The 16,145-nt window shown below is 63.8% G+C and carries 6 protein-coding genes and 1 pseudogene; 2 read left to right on the top strand and 5 right to left on the bottom strand.

Going from position 1 to position 16,145, the window contains the following annotated elements:
- Positions 1 to 10: 10 nt before the first annotated feature.
- The 4 genes from VNV36_RS10725 to VNV36_RS10710 all read right to left on the bottom strand — a co-directional run bounded on the left by VNV36_RS10725 (position 11) and on the right by VNV36_RS10710 (position 13,184).
- Positions 11 to 7,834, bottom strand: a complete 7,824-nt coding sequence (locus tag VNV36_RS10725) for a non-ribosomal peptide synthetase (protein ID WP_325717737.1) — start codon at positions 7,832 to 7,834, stop codon at positions 11 to 13.
- Positions 7,831 to 11,232: a non-ribosomal peptide synthetase gene (locus tag VNV36_RS10720; protein ID WP_325717736.1), complete on the bottom strand. Its 3,402-nt coding sequence runs from the start codon at positions 11,230 to 11,232 to the stop codon at positions 7,831 to 7,833. The genes VNV36_RS10725 and VNV36_RS10720 overlap by 4 nt, the downstream gene beginning before the upstream one ends.
- Before the next feature lie 188 nt (positions 11,233 to 11,420).
- Positions 11,421 to 12,404 carry a TauD/TfdA family dioxygenase gene (locus VNV36_RS10715; RefSeq protein WP_325717735.1) on the bottom strand — a complete coding sequence of 328 codons (984 nt, stop codon included), beginning with the start codon at positions 12,402 to 12,404 and terminating at the stop codon, positions 11,421 to 11,423.
- Between the two features lie 39 nt (positions 12,405 to 12,443).
- Positions 12,444 to 13,184, bottom strand: a complete 741-nt coding sequence (locus VNV36_RS10710; protein ID WP_325717734.1) for a thioesterase II family protein — start codon at positions 13,182 to 13,184, stop codon at positions 12,444 to 12,446.
- 105 nt (positions 13,185 to 13,289) lie between these two features.
- On the opposite strand from VNV36_RS10710, the pseudogene VNV36_RS25915 reads away from it, so the two are divergent.
- A pseudogene (locus VNV36_RS25915) lies at positions 13,290 to 13,428 on the top strand (cupin-like domain-containing protein); the annotation flags it as partial.
- A 251-nt stretch (positions 13,429 to 13,679) separates the two neighbouring features.
- Here VNV36_RS25915 and VNV36_RS10700 read toward each other — a convergent pair.
- Positions 13,680 to 14,858, bottom strand: a complete 1,179-nt coding sequence (locus tag VNV36_RS10700; RefSeq protein WP_325717733.1) for an MFS transporter — start codon at positions 14,856 to 14,858, stop codon at positions 13,680 to 13,682.
- A gap of 232 nt (positions 14,859 to 15,090) precedes the next feature.
- Between VNV36_RS10700 and VNV36_RS10695 the strand changes: the two genes are divergently transcribed.
- Positions 15,091 to 16,095, top strand: a complete 1,005-nt coding sequence (locus VNV36_RS10695; protein WP_325717732.1) for a family 2 encapsulin nanocompartment cargo protein terpene cyclase — start codon at positions 15,091 to 15,093, stop codon at positions 16,093 to 16,095.
- Positions 16,096 to 16,145: the final 50 nt, after the last annotated feature.

Raw genomic sequence — 16,145 nt, 5'->3', positions numbered from 1 at the left:
TTTTTCCCTCTCAAGAAATCAGTTTTTCCAGATCATCGAGGGATAGACGTTTGAGGGCCTCCAGTGATTTAGCCAATTCATCCTGAACGGGCGACATTTCGACGCGCAGTGCTTCGATCCGCGCACAGAAATCCTTGAGGGTGTCGGTTTCGAACAGCGCCTTGAGCGGCACCTTGTCGCCGAGGCGCTCCTGCACTCGGGTCACCACCAGCGTCGCCAGCAACGAATGCCCGCCGAGCTGGAAGAAGTTGTCCGCCAGCCCTACCCGCTCGATTTCCAGCACCTCCTGCCAGATCGTCGCGACCTCCCACTGCAGATCGCTTTGCGGCGCCTGGTATTGCTCCTGTGTCGGGGCCTCGCCCAAAGCCATCAGGGCCTTGCGATCGAGCTTGCCGTTGGGGGTCAGCGGGATAGCGTCGATCAGGTGCAGGTGCCCCGGCACCATGTGCGCCGGCAAGCGACTGGCCAGTGCATTGCGCACTCGCTCGGTCAGGGTCGACCGCTCGCTGTCCGGCGCGGCGACGAGGTAGGCATGCAGGTGTTTGCCAGCGGCGCCCTCCTGCGCCAGTACCACCGCTTCGCCGATATCGTCGAGCTCCAACAGGCGCGCCTCGATCTCGCTGAGTTCGATGCGGAAGCCGCGAATCTTCACCTGATGATCGGCGCGACCGATGTATTCAATGTTGCCATCCTCGCCCTGGCTCACCAGATCGCCGGTGCGGTACAGACGCTCGCCATTGCTCGCGTACGGATTCGGCACGAAGCGTTCGGCGGTCAGCCCGGCGCGCCGCAGATAACCGCGCGTCACCCCGGCCCCGCCCAGATACAGCTCGGCCGGCACGCCCGCGGGCAGCACCTGCAACTGACTGTCGAGCAGGTACGCCACGGTGTTGTCCAGCGGCCGGCCGATGTTCGCCCTGCCCTGCGACGTGCGCAGGGTGAAGGTCGAATAGGTGGTGTCTTCCGACGGCCCGTACAGGTCGTAGACCTGCTGCACCTGGGTACTCGCGTAGAGACTGTCGACCAGACCCTGCTTGAGCGGTTCGCCGGCGAGATTGATGGTGGCGACCGAAGACGGAATCTGCCCGGCTCGCTGCAACGCGGCGATCGCCGACGGCACGCTGTTGATCAGCGTCACTTGATCGCGGGCCGGCAAGTCGGCCAGTGCCAGGGCGTTATCGGCCAGCACCAGACAGCCACCGCAGGCCAGGGTGACGAAAATCTCCCACACCGACAGGTCGAAGCAGATCGAGGTCGAGGCCAGCACACCGCGCAATTGTTCTTCGCGGTACACACTAGCCGACCACTGAATCAGTGCCGACAGGTTGCTGTGGGTGATGGCCACGCCTTTCGGTTTGCCGGTGGAGCCGGAGGTGTAAATCACGTACGCAAGGTTGTCCGCGGCGAGGTTGACCAGCGGCGCAGTGGACGGGCATTCGCTGGCGGCGCTCTCATCCACCAGCAGCACCTGCGCGCCCAACGACTCGGGTAGCATCGCCAAGGCCGCTGGCTCAGTGAGCAGCACGGCGGCGCGGCTGTCGTCGAGCATGTGCAGCAAGCGCTCCTGCGGATAATCCGGGTCCAGTGGCACGTAGGCGCCGCCGGCCTTGAGGATCGCCAGCAAACCGACAAGCATCTCCGGCGTGCAGCGCATGCACACGCCCACGCGCACCTCCGGCCCGACGCCCATGCCTTGCAGCTTGTGCGCCAGACGATTGGCCCGGGTATCGAGGCTTTGGTAGTCGATGGACTGCTCAGCGAACAGCACCGCGCTCGCTTGTGGCTGTCGCTGCACCTGCGCAGCGATGTGCTCGAGCACCGTGCGTCGATCCGGCGCGATAACCGGCGCCTCGCCCCATGCGATTGCCTGCTGGCGTTGCGGCTCGGCGAGCAGTTGCAGCGCGCCCAGCGGTTGCGTGGCGTCGGCGAGGAACTGCTCGAGCAGGCCTTGCAACTGCGCACTCAACGCACTGATCGCTGGAGCGTCGAAACTGGCCTGATCGTAACTCACGCCCAGGCTGAGCTCGCGCCCGGTGACCGCCACCAGCGTCAGCGGATAGTGGGTCTGTTCCTGACGACGGATCGCCGAAAACTTCAGGCCAGTCTGCGGGCCCTGCGCCAGCGCTTCGGCCATCGGATAGTTTTCGAACACCAGAATGCTGTCGAACAACGCCCCGGCACCCGTCCCGGCCCAGCGCTGAATGTCATACAGCGGCGTGTGTTCGTGCTCGCGCAAGGCCAGGTTGAGGTCCTGCACATTTTGCAGCCATTGGCTGACGCCGATCTCCGCCGATGGCGCTGCGACCACCGGCAAGGTGTTGATGAACAGGCCGATCTGCTGTTCGACGCCCGGCAGATCGGTGGGCCGCCCGGCCACGGTGGCGCCGAACGCTACGTGATCCTGGCCGGTGTAGCGCTGCAACAGCAGCAGCCACGCTGCTTGCACCAGCGTGTTGAGGGTAACTTTCTGTTCGCGGGCGAAGCGGTTCAGTTCGGCCGTCAGCTGTTCGCTGAACACATGCTGGTGATCGGCATAACCGCTGGCCGCGTGCCTGACCGGCAAGGCGCTGGCCAGTCGCGTCGGCTCTTCGAGATCCGCCAGCGCCGTGCTCCAGAACTGCCGACTGGCCTGCTGATCGCGCTGCCCGAGCCATTCGATGTAATCGCGATAACGCCCCGGCCCTGCGCTCGGCGTGATGCCGGCGTAGCGTTGCAGCACTTCGCCGAACAATCGCGAAGTGCTCCAGCCGTCCATGAGGATGTGATGACAGGTGTAGATCAGGTGATGAGTGTTCGCATCGGTGCGCACCAGCGTCACGCGCAACAGCGGTGCCTCGAGCAGATCGAAACCGTTGTGCAGGTCTTCAGTGGCCAGATGATTTAGCGCTGAATCGAGGCCATCGCGACCGCGCCAGTCATGCACTTGCCACGGCATCTGCACACGGCTGCGCACCACCTGCACCGGCGCGGCGGCATCCTGCGGCCAGACGAACGCCGTGCGCAAAATGTCGTGAGCCTCGAGGATCTGCTGCCAGGCCTGGCGGAAACGCTCGGCGTCGAGCTGCTCGACGTCTACGCGCAGCTGATTGGTGTAGGCCGGGCTGTCCGGCTCGCTGCGGCTGTGGAACAGAATGCCCTGCTGCATCGGCGACAGCGAGTACAGATCGACGATGTCACGCGGCGCAATCGGCAGCGCCGACAGCTGCGCTTGCGTGAGATTCGCGAGGTTGAAGTCCGACGGTGTCACACCACCCACGCCGCTCTCGCAGCAATGTTCGATCAGGCGTTCCAGTTCGCGGCGATAGGCCTCGGCCAGCGCCTCGATGGTATCGGCGCGGTACATGCCGGTGCCGAAGGTCCAGCTCAGTTCCAGCTCACCATTGAACACCTGACCGTCGACACTCAGCCAATTGCCCAGCGGCGCCTGCTCATCCTGGTTGGCGCCGCTGCTGTCGGCGCTTGGCACGAATAACGCGCCTTGCTCAGCACTGAATGCGCCGTCGAACTGCCCGAGATAATTGAAGGTCACCCGGGGTTGCACCAGCGCCTGCAACTCGGCGCAACGAGTGAGGTAACGCAGCACGCCGTAACCGATACCTTTGCCCGGTACCGCGCGCAGTTGCTCCTTGACGGCACACAGCGAGGCACCAGGGTTCGCCTCAGGCGTCAGGCGCACCGGAAACAGGCTGCTGAACCAGCCGACCGTGCGGCTCAGGTCGATGTCGTCGAACAGATCTTCACGACCATGGCCTTCGAGCTGGATCAACACCGAAGGCTGCTCGCTCCAGGCACACAGCACCCGCGCCAGCGCGGTCAGCAACAGGTCGTTGATCTGTGTGCGATACGCCGCCGGGGCGACTTTCAGCAGCTTGTCAGTGAATGTCTGGCTCAGACGCGTACTGGCACGAGCGGCCTGTGCGCGGGTCTGGCTGTCCACGGCAAAATCCCGTGGCAGTGACGCATCACCCGCCGCCAGGGTCTGACGCCAGTAATCAATTTCGCCGGCCAGCGCATCACTGTGCACATAGCGGTGCAATTGCTCGGCCCAGTGGTGCAGCGAGCTGCTTCGGCCCGGCAGCAGCGGCGTCCTGCCTGCCGCCAATTCGCGGTAAGCCTGCTGCAGATCTTCGAGCAGAATCCGCCACGACACGCCATCGACCACCAGGTGATGAATGACCAGCAACAAGCGCTGCTCGGCGTTTGGCAGATTGACCAGCACCGCCCGCAGCAAATGCCCGCGTTGCAGATCGAGGCTGCGTTGCGCCGCGTCGGCCAGCGCAGGCAAGGCATCGAGACTTTCCAGCTCACGGACCCAAAGCAGTTCTGCATCGCGCTGAGTCTGCGGCAACGCCTGCCAGCTATCGCCCGACTGCACGAAGCTCAGGGCCAATGCCTCGTGCTGCTCCACCAACGCTGCCAGCGCCGTACGCAGATGCACGGCGTCCAGCGCCAGGGTCGGTTGCAGCATCACCGACTGATTCCAGTGCTGGCGCTGGGCAATCGGCGTGTCGAAGAAGCGCACTTGAATTGGCAGCAACGGCAAAGGCCCGCGTGCCGCTGGTGCGGCGACAGCCGCCGGTTTGGCGTCGATCAGTTTGGCCACGGCGGCCAGTTGGCCGATGGTCTGTTTTTCGAACAACTGCTTGGGGCTGAGCTTGATGCCCTGGCGCTTGGCCCGGGCGATGATCTGCAAGCTGAGGATGGAATCGCCACCCAGTTCGAAGAAGTTATCGCCGCTGCCGACCTGCTCGAGCTTGAGCACCTCGGCCCAGATCGCAGCGAGTTTCTCTTCTATCTCGCCGACCGGCGCGACGAATTGCCGGGTGACCACGCCCGGCACCGGCAAGGCGCGCTTGTCGAGCTTGCCGTTGGCGGTCAGCGGCAAGTGTTCAAGCAACAGCAACTGCGCCGGCACCATGTAATCCGGCAGGCGCGTCTGCAACTGTTCGCGCAACTCCTGCGCATGCACGTTCGCGCTTGCCACCGGCACACACCACGCCAGCAGTTGCAGACGCGCCGGATCGTCGTCCAGCGGCAACGCGAGCACGGCGGCTTCGCTGACGCCATCGAGGCTGAGCAACACCCGCGCGACTTCCGCCGGCTCCACGCGATAGCCGCGTACTTTCACCTGATCGTCGGCACGACCGATGAATTCCACAGTTTGCTGGCGGTTGCGGCGTACCCGGTCACCGCTGCGGTACATTCGCGCGCCGGGCGTCCCAAACGGATCCGGCAGGAAACGCTCGGCGGTCAGCCCCGGCTGATTCAGGTAGCCAATGGCAACGCTGTCACCGCCGATATACAGCTCACCGGCGACCTGATCGGCCACCGGGTTGAGCACATCGTCGAGCACATGGACATGGGCACCGGCCAGCGCCGTGCCCACCGGCACGCTGCGCGCTTGCGCGGCAAGCGCTGCGACCTCATGGGCCAGCACGCCCACGGTGGTTTCGCTCGGGCCATAGTGGTTGATCAGGCGGCAGCCCGGTTTGAGCTGGCGTACGCGTTCGACCAGCGCCGGCGAACAGGCTTCGCCACCGACGATCAGCGCATGTTCCGGCAGCACGTCGGCTGGCTTGGAGGCCTGCAACAGCGCGGCGAGATGCCCGGGGACGATTTTCAGCACGCCGACGCGATGGCGGGCCATGTATTCGGCAAACCGGTCCGGGTCGAAACCGAGCTCTTCCGGCAGCACATGCAGCAGTCGGCCGGAGCACAACGCGCCGAACAGCACGGTGAAGCCGAGATCGGCGGCAATGGTCGAGACCAGCGCCATGCTCGCCTGCGGCTCTAGCGCCAGACGCTCGAGTACGCCGCGCACATAACTGCTCAGCGCAGCGTGGCTGACCAGCACGCCCTTGGGTTGCCCGGTGGAACCGGAGGTGTGAATCACGTAGGCCGGCGACTGCGCATGCAGCGTCAGCTCTGGCGCGGACGTCGGCAGCGACTGCCATTGCCCCGGCGCAAACTCCAGCCCCTGACAGCCCTCGACCGCCAGTTCGCAGACCCGCGCGTCGCCTTCAGCACCGATCAACGCCCGGGCCTGCGCAGCGCCGAGCATCGGTTGCAAGCGCGCGCTCGGCGCCTTGACGTCGAGCGGCATGTACACCGCGCCGGCCTTGAGAATCGCCAGCACGCACGTCAGCCAGTCCAGCGAACGTTCCAGCAGCACTGCCACCGGTTCGCCGACGTTGATGCCCTGCGCACGCAGATAATGAGCGAGACGATTGGCTTCTTGGTCCAGTGCCTGGAAAGTCAATGTCTGCTGGAGATCACGAGCGGCCAGCGCTTGCGGCTGCCGGGCCACTTCCCGCGCCCAGTGCTGCAACACGGTCAACGCCGGCTCGCGTTGAATGGCGAGCGCAGCAGGCCGTTGCGTGGCGACCGTGTGCAGCGGCGCCTGCGGCGCATCAAGCAATTGGCCGAACAGGTCGAGCAACATCGGCACGAAAGCGGCGACGGTTTCCGCCCGGTAGAGATCGCTGGCGTAGGTCATCTGGCCGTGGATCAGCGCGCCGTCATCGGTAATGTCCAGCGCCAGATCGAAATGCGTGCCGTCCTTGGTCAGCGGATATTCACTGACGCTCAGGCCGGGCAAGGCCATCGAGCGCTGTTTCTGCATGCCGACGTTCTGGTTGAACTTGGCCTGGAACAGCGGGTTGTGGCCCAGCGTACGTTCGGCCACCAACTCTTCGACCAATTGCTCGAACGGCAGCTCCTGATGCGCCTGCGCACCGAACGCCGCTTCGCGCACCTGCGCCAGCAGATCCGCGAAACTGCCGCGCTCATCGACCTGGCAGCGCAGCACTTGAGTGTTGACGAAGAAACCGATCAGCCCTTCGACTTCGGCGCGGCCACGGTTGGCATTCGGCACGCCGACACGAATGTCGCGCTCGCCCGCCAGACGCGAAAGGAACAGCGAAAAACCGGCGAGCACCAGCATGAACAGGCTGATGCCCTGGCTGCGGGCAAAGGCATTCAGTTGTCGCGACAGGTCGGCGCCGAAATCGAAGCTCAGGGTCTGCCCTGCGAAGCTCTGCGTCAGCGGCCTCGCAAAGTCCGGCGCCACTTCCAGCAGCGGATGCTCGTCACCCAGTTGCTGACGCCAGTAGTCGAGTTGCCGTTCGCCCTCGCCGGCCTCCAGCCAGCGCCGCTGCCAGATCGCGTAGTCGGCGTACTGCAACGGCAACGCCGGCAATTGCGGCTCGCGCTCCAGGCTGAAGGCCTGATAGCACTGCACGAATTCCTTGACCATGACGTCCATCGACCAGCCGTCAGAGACGATGTGATGCATGCTTACCACCAGCACGAATTCGTCTTCGGCCAGGGCAAAAAGACTGGCGCGTAACAGTGGGCCCTGGCGCAGATCAAACGGTTGCGCGGTGACGTCCTGCACGTGTTGCGCGAGCACTCGCTCGCGCTCATGCGCCGCGACGCCGGTCAGATCGAAGCGCTCCAGCGCAATACTCTGCTGCTCGAGAATCACCTGATGCGGCTGATCGCCGTCAGTGTGAAATACCGTGCGCAACACTTCATGACGTGCCAGCAAATGATCGAAAGAGCGGCTCAGCGCCGACTCGTCGAGCCGGCCTTTGAGACGCAAACCGGCGGCCATGTTGTACGCCGCGCTGTGCGGTTCCAGCTGCCAGAGAAACAGCAGGCGCTGCTGGGCGAACGACAGCGGAATCTGCGCGCAGGCGTGGCGACTGACCGGCAGCGGCAACAGGCTGAAATCCTTGCCCTCCTCGCGCAGTTTGGCGAGAAACAGCCGACGCTGTTCCAGCGGCAGGCCGACGAATCTTTGCGCAATACGTTCCGCCATCGTGCCGCTCATACTTCTTCTCCTTGCAAAGCATTCATGAACTGGTCCATGTCGGACCAGTCGTCGTCGCTGCCGGCCTCGGCCAGTTGCGCCAGCACCCCGGCCAGATCCGCCAGCAGCGGTTTTTCGAACAGACTGCGCAGCGGCAGCACCACGCCCATCTGCTCCTTGATCCGCGCGATCACCTGCGCGGCGAGCAGCGAATGGCCGCCCATCTCAAAAAATTGATCGTCCAGGCCCACACGCGGCACCTGCAGCACCTCGGCCCAGACCTGCGCCAGACATTGCTCGGCCGGCGTCTGCGGAGCGCGATAGTCGCCCTGCAACTGCGCTGGATCCGGAGTCGGCAAGGCTTTGCGATCGAGCTTGCCACTCGGCGTCAGTGGCAGATTGGCCAGCAACAACAGATGCCCCGGCACCATGTAATCCGGCAGGCTGGCTTGCAGCGCGGCGCGGGTCTGCTGACGGAACGTCGCCTGCGTCGCTGCACTGGCGAGCACTGCCGGTTCCGTCAGCACGTAGGCGACCAGTTGCGCACCGCCAGCGAACGGCACCGCCAGCACCACCGCCTCACGAACGCCCGGACATTGCTGCAGGCGCGATTCGATCTCGCCGAGCTCAATGCGGAAACCGCGAATCTTGACTTGATGATCGACCCGGCCGACGTACTCCAGCGCGCCATCGCCACGCAGTCGCGCACGATCGCCGGTGCGGTACAGGCGCTGGCCGTCGGCGAACGGGTCGGCAATGAAACGTTCGGCGCTGAGGCTCGGCTGATGTTGATAACCACGGGCCAGCCCCGGGCCACCGATGTACAACTCGCCCACTGCGCCTTGCGGCAGCAGATTCAGATCATCGTCGAGCACGTACAGGCGTCGCGCCGCCAGGCCCTTGCCAATCGGCATGCCGCGCCACGACACGTCCTGCGCCGCCAGCCCGGTGCAATCATGAATCGTCGAGACCACCGTGGCCTCGGTCGGGCCGTAAGTATTGAGCAGGCGCACATGGCCGAGCCCGGCCTGTTGCCACAAGCGCAAACCGTCCACGGCCATGGCTTCGCCGCCGACATGAATCTGCCGCAGCGCACCAAAACTCGCCGGGGGCTTCGCCGCGTATTCCTGCACCAGCCAGTACCAGTAGGCCGCGGGCAGGTCGGCCAGGGTGATGCCGTGATCGATGATCACCTGATGCAACGTCGCGCTGTCCCATAGCGGCGCATCGCGTATGACCACGCTGGCGCCATGGCACAGCGGAGGGAAAAACTGCTCGACGAAACCGTCGAAACTGCTGGTGGCGAACTGCAGAACCCGGTCGCGTTCGCGCAGATCGCTGTAATCGATGGCGCGGGCGATGAACTCGCTCAGCGCGCCATGGCTGACCGCCACGCCTTTCGGCCGCCCGGTGGAGCCGGAGGTGTAGATCACGTAAGCGAGGTTGCCTGGATCGACAGTGACCGGCAGGTTGTCGCTCTGCCCGCTGTCGGGCAATTGCTCCAGACACAGGCACTCGATGCCGTCGAGGGGCGGCAGGCTGGCGAAGCTTGCACGGTCGCTGAGCAACAATTTCAAACCGCTGTCATCAAGCACATGGCGCAAGCGTTCGGCTGGGGTTTGCGGGTCGAGCGGCACATAGGCACCGCCGGCCTTGAGCACGGCCAGCAGCGCCACCGCCAGTTCCAGCGAGCGCCCCAGTGCGACGCCGACCAGCACGTCCGGGCCGACACCCTGTGCGCGCAACTGATGGGCCAGGCGATTGCTGCGAGCGTTGAGGTCGTTGTAATTGAGTGAGGGCGAAGGCGCGCTCGCCAACAGCACCGCCTGCGCCTGCGGGGTGCGCGCAACTTGCGCTTCGAACAGGTTTTGCACGCTGCAGAACCGAGGCGTTGGCGCAGTGGCTTGAATCAGCCCATGGCGTTCGCTGTCGGCGAGCATCGCCACGTTGCCGATCAACTGCTGCGGGTCGCGGCACACCGACTGAAGAATGTTGCGCCAGTGCCCGGCCAGCGCGGCGATGGTCGCGGCGTCGAAAATATCCGTAGCGTAGGTGAACGCGGCAAAGAGTTGCTCGCCCTCCTCGCGGGTATCGAGCATCAGGTCACTGGTGGCCGCGTGTTGCCGAGCGCTGCCGGCCAGTTGTTCTTCACTCAGATAACCCACGCGCAAGCCTGAAGCCAGTTGCACCTGCTGCAAGTCAGTCACCAGCGGCTGGTGGTTGAACATCACCTGAAACAGCGGATTGTGGCTCTGGCTGCGCGCCGGTTGCAGCGCCTCGATCAAGGCGTCGAATGGCAGATCCTGATGGGCCTGAGCGCCAAGTGCGGCCTGGCGCAGGCTCTGCAACAGCTCAGTGAACGGCGTCTGCGCAGTGACCGCGCTGCGCAGAATCTGGGTGTTGACGAAGAAGCCGACCAGGCCTTCGGTTTCACTGCGGGTGCGGTTGGCGATCAGCCCGCCGACACGAATGTCGGTCTGGCCGCTGTAGCGATGCAACAGGGTCTTGAACGCCGCCAGTAACACCACGAACAACGTCACGCCCTGGCGCTGGGCGAGGTTTTTCAGCTCATCGCGCAGGGCTGCATCAATCACCGTTTCCAAACGTGCGCCCTGATGGCTGGACTGCGCCGGATAGGCGCGGTCGGTGGGCAATTCCAGCACTGGATGCTCGTCGCCCAGTTGCGTGCGCCAGTAGTCCAGTTGCCGCTCACGCTCGCCAGCCTCCAGCCAGCTGCGCTGCCACAGCGCGTAGTCGCGATAGTGCACGGTCAGCGGCGCCAGCGTCGGTTCGCGCCCGGCCACCAGCGCATCGTAAGTGCGCATGAACTCGTCGATCAGAATGTTCATCGACCAGCCGTCGGCAATGATGTGATGCAAAGTCAGCAGCAGTACGTGTTGCTGCTCGGCCAGGCGCAACAGGCGCAGACTCAGCAGCGGGCCGTTTTGCAGGTCGAAGGCCTGGGTCGCCTCGGCCCTCATGTGCTGCTGCGCCACTGACCAGCGCTGGGCTTCGGGCAACACGCTCAGGTCAGTGACAGGCAATTTCAGTGGCTGCGGCTCGGCCACGCGTTGAAAAGCGCGTTCACCGTCCTGGCCGAACGTGGTGCGCAAACATTCGTGACGCGCCGCCAGACGGCCGAATGCCTGCTCCAGTGCCTCGACTTGCAGCTCGCCATCCAGACGCACTGCCATCGGCAGGTTGTAGGCTGCGCTGCTCGGCTCCAGTTGCCAGAGAAACCACATGCGCTGCTGGGCGTAAGACAGACCGTCACGCTCGGCGATGCCGTCGCAGGCGGTCATGGGCAACTGCGCAAAATCGATGCCTTCGCGGGCCATGCCGGCGAGAAACAAACGGCGTTTGTCCTGGGGCAATTCGATAAAGCGGCGGGCTAGTTTCTGTGCGTCTGCGGCATTCATGCGTGGAGTCCTTGCTGATCGGCGGCGTGACCTGGAGACCCGGTCGTATCAACAAGAACGAATGGCCCGCGCAACGATTTAGCACGCCAGCGGCAATCGCGGCCCGACGGTACGAACGCCAGACAGACAAATGCCGAAGCCCGGTACAGGTCCGGCTTCGGCATTCAAATTGAAGCGTTGCGATCCGCTCAGCGCGCGTCCTGCGAATGCCCCTCGGCCATCGCCACGATGACTTTGCGCGGCCCTTCGAACGGTGAGCGCGCATGGGCCGACAGCATGTTGTCGAGCATCAGCACGTCGCCCGCCTGCCACGGAAAACTGATCGCACAGTCATCGAGCACCGCACGAATCTGCGCCAGCACTTCGTCTTCGATCGGTGAGCCGTCGCCGTAGTAGACGTTACGCGGCAGGTCTTCTTCATCGACGATGTCGAGCAGGCTTTCGCGCACTTCCGCTTGCAGGTTGGAGATGTGAAACAGGTGCGCCTGATTGAACCAGACGTGGTCGCCCGTCACCGGGTGCACCGCCACCGCCTGACAGGTCTGGCGGGTGCGCAGCTCACCGTCGTCCTTCCACTCGCAGACAATGCCGTGAGCCTGGCAATAGGCTTCAACAACCTCGCGATCGTCGGTGTTGAATACGTCTTCCCACGCGACATCGAGGCCGTTGCCGAAGTTGCGCACATACATCAGGCCTTTGCTGACGAAGCGCTCGCGAATCGCCACCGGAATGCGTCGATAGACTTCGCGACTGTCGGCGATCGGCGTCTCGCCACCGGACTTCGCTGCGATCATGCTGTAGAACCAGATCTTCATCGGCCAGTCGCGGGAATAGGCCTGCTCGTTGTGCAGGGGAATGCTCTGGTGCGCCGGGTATTCGGTGGAGGTGTACACCCCTTGGGTGACGTTGGTGCGCGGCGTCGAGCCAAATTCGTAGTTCAAAAGCGGATGGCCGAAACTCGCGGCGAACTGGCGGAACTGCTCGGCGCCGTCGAGGCGAAAACCGCGAAACAGTACGCCACCGTCGCGCAGCAGATGCTCGTCGACCAGCTCTTTCAACTCATCGAATACCGCCAACAGACCGGTCTCGGCATCGGTCGCCTCGACCAGCAGCGGCAAGCGCCCGCGCTGCGGCATTAGTGGCCGAACGGAAAATCCCAGAGCAACAGCCATGACTGGCCTCCTGACTATGCGTGATAGATGAATCGCGTCTCAGAACGCCGGTTGCGCCGCCTGCGCAAGGCGCCGGTGATGCACTTCCAGATGGGTCTTGATCGTGCGGATGACCCGGGCTTCGTGCTCATGAATGAAGAAATGCCCGCCCGTCATCATGTCCACCGAGAAACTGCCCAGGGTCTCTTTGCTCCAGCCGATCAGTTGTTCGGTGGTGGCACGGTCTTCCTTGCCGCCGAGCACATGCACCGGGCAATTGAGCAACGGTCGCTCGGCCGGCGTGAAACGTCCGCACATCATGAAATCGGCGCGCAATACCGGCAGCGTCAGGCTCATCAGCTCTTGGTTGGCGAGGACTTCTTCGCTGGTGCCCTGGAAGGTGCGCAATTGCTCGATGAGTTCTTCATCGCTGCGCGGTTCGGCAAAGCCTCGGTCGTAGTCGCTGCGCATGGTCGGTGCGGCGGTGCCGGAGGCAAATAGCGCCAGCGGCTCCGACACACCGAGTTCGCGAAAGGCATGGGCCATTTCACAGGCAAGCAACGCACCGAGGCTATGTCCGAACAACGCATAAGGGCCTTGCAGGCCCGGTTTGTGCTCGCGCGCCAGTTGCTGCGCCAGCGCGCGCATGTCGGTTTGCAGCGGTTCGTCGAACCGCGCGCCGCGCCCGGGCAACTCCACCGGTTGCAATTGCAGCCACGTCGGCAGTTGCCGCCGCCAGCGGCTGTAAACCATTGCGCTGGCGCCCGAATAGGGCAGGCACAGCAATGTCAGCTTGGTCACCGCGCTTTCCTTGAAAAATGTGTCTGCAAGAAAGACGGATCACTGGCCGGACAAATTAGTCGCCGACCGCTCGTTGCCTGTTCAGGAAAAAAACAATCGCGAGGGCGAAGCGCGGTTTTTTTGCGCGTGGCGCTGGAGGCCAGGGATCTGCTGCTCTTGCCCGAGGGCTGGTTCCATCAGGTCGAATCGGTGTCGACCTCGTTGTCGGTGAATTTCTCCGGTTAACTCTGGCCGCGGCTGGTAACCCGATCCTTTGTAGGAGCTGACGAGTGAAACGAGGCTGCGATCTTTTGACTTTTAAAATCAAGATCAAAAGATCGCAGCCTCGTTGCACTCGTCAGCTCCTACAGAGGTGGCGATAACTCTTGATCGCGGAACCAAGCACCACCGCCCCCGCCGCATCATCGTGAAGCGCTGGGCACCTGGTCGACCTCGCTGTCAGTCAACTTCTGGGTCAACTCTGGCCGCGGCCGGTAACCCGATCCTTTGCACTCGTCAGCTCCTACAGAGGTGGCGGTAACTCTGGATCGCGGAAGCAAGCACCACCGCCCCCGCCGCAATCGCCAGCCAGAATCCGCTGCGCGCACCCGACGCATCCACCAGCGCGCCCGCCCCGGCGGCGCCGATTGCCACGCCAATGCTCAAGCCGGTCACCAGCCAGGTCAGGCCTTCGGTGAGTTTGGCCGGCGGTACGATGCGCTCGATCAACGCCATCGCCACGATCAGCGTCGGCGAGAAGAACAGCCCGGCGATGAATACCGCTACCGACAAACCGAGAATATTGCTCGCCAGCAGCAACGGCAGTGTGGTCACCGCCGTCGCCACGCCGCCGTAGAGAAACAGGCGTGGCAGGGGCAGTTTCGAGCGCATCGCGCCGAAGGCAATCCCGGCCAGGCACGAGCCGATGGCATATACCGACAGGACAATGCTCGCCGCCGCCGGCTGGCCCTGTTGCTGGGCAAACGCCACGCTGACCACATCGATAACGCCGACGATAACCCCCATCGCCAGCATCAGCGCCAGCAGCCATTGCACGTCAGTCGAGCGAATGATCGAGCGCTGATCCGTCGATTCATGCGCATGCACCGGCGGCTCGGTGCTGCGTTGGGCAACGAAGATGCTGACACCGATTGCCAGCATCAACAGCGCCGCCAACGGCCCGGCCTCGGGAAATACCGCGACGGACAAACCCACCGACAGCGGCGGCCCGACAATAAAGCACACCTCATCGAGGACCGACTCCAGCGCATACGCGGTCTGCAATTGCGGCTGGCCTCGGTAGATTTCGGTCCAGCGCGCCCGCACCATCGCCGACATGCTCGGCATGCACCCGGCCAGCGCGGCGAAGATGAACAACGTCCAGTTCGGCGCCTGCAACCGCGTGCACAACAGCAACATCAACAACCCGCCACCACCGGTCAACGCCGCCACCGGCAGAATCCGCCCCTGACCGTAGCGGTCGACCAGCCGCGACACCTGCGGCGCACAAAACGCCGTGGCCAGGGCGAACGTTGCCGCCACGCCACCGGCCAACGCATAACCCCCCGTCAGCTGCGAGAGCATGGTGATCAGGCCGATACCGGTCATCGAAATCGGCATGCGCGCCAGCATCCCAGCCAGGACAAAACTGCCCGCGCCGGGTGCGTTGAACAATTCGCGGTAGGGATTTGCCATCGGTTGCAGCCTCATCAGGGGCGGCCAAGTTGCCATAGGCTTGAATGCCGTGGAAGCGCGCAATTGTTGGTGGAATGTGAAAGCCCCTGATCTTTCCAGCGCTGAAAGACAATGACCATTGGTCGAAAACCCACACTGACCTGTCAGACCTGACAGGTGCGCTTGGTTGTCGTTTGCGCTCTGATGCACGCGTATCACCGTGGCCCCCTCGAACGCACTCAGGAGTCTCGCCATGGACGAATCGTCAATGCAGGTCTCACCCGAAGCGGAAAAGGCGCCGTGGGCCGTGCCCGTCCTGTACGGCCTGGCGCCCTTTCGAATCGACCCCGCGCTGGCGGCAGCGGTGGACGACCGGCTACTGCCGTGGATCGAGCAGGTCGGCATTTTTCCGGGGCGGCACGACAAGGTTCGCGCCATGGGTTTCGGCCGCTTCGCGATGCTCTGTCATACCGACACCGACGAGCCCGAGCGGCTGTTGCTGGCGGCACAATGTTTTGCCGCCCTGTTCGCCGTGGACGATTATTACTGCGACGATGAGCGCACCGGGTCTGAGCCGAAAATGGTCGGGCCGCGCCTCTCCCTGGCGCTGGCAGCGCTGGAGCCGGTTTACTTGTGCGAGCCGTTCCGCCTGGGCCTTGAGCAGGCATTGCACAGCGATCCGGTGTTGGTGGCGCTGCGTGCCTACATGACGCGGGTCGAGACTTTCGCTACAGCGGCGCAGGTTGCCCGCGTACGCCATGAAATCATTGCCATGTTCGTCACCATGACCGCCGAAGCGGCGTGGCGTATCGAGGGGCTCTCGCCCGCGCTCTGGGAATATCTGGCTCAGCGTCAGGTCAACAGTTTCCTGCCGTGCCTGGCGCTGATCGACATCATCGGCGGCTATGAATTACCCGCCAATGTGTACAGCGCACCGGACGTGCGACGGGTCACGACGCTGGCCGCCAGTGCGACGATCATTGCCAATGATCTGTTTTCCGCGCTGAAGGAACAGCAGGCCGGTATCGGCGATTTCAACCTGCCCCTGTTGTTGATCCGCGAACAGGGTTGCTCGCCCGCACAGGCAATGGCGCAGAGTGCTGCCATCCACGACGAGATCATGCATCTGTATGAGGCTGCAGAACGGGCGGTATTGCCGCACGCTTCACCGCTGCTCAAACGCTATCTGTACGGAATCAAGAGCTGGCTGGCCGGCAATGTGGAATGGCATCGCACCAGTGGCCGCTATCAGGTCTGAACTGGCGAACTTTTCATGGTTGCAGATGAACTCTCGCTGCCGGCCATCAG

It is taken from the genome of Pseudomonas sp. (assembly GCF_035554175.1).
Lineage (GTDB): Bacteria > Pseudomonadota > Gammaproteobacteria > Pseudomonadales > Pseudomonadaceae > Aquipseudomonas.
Note: the sequence above shows the minus strand (reverse complement) of the source record. Positions and strands in the feature narration are given on the sequence as shown.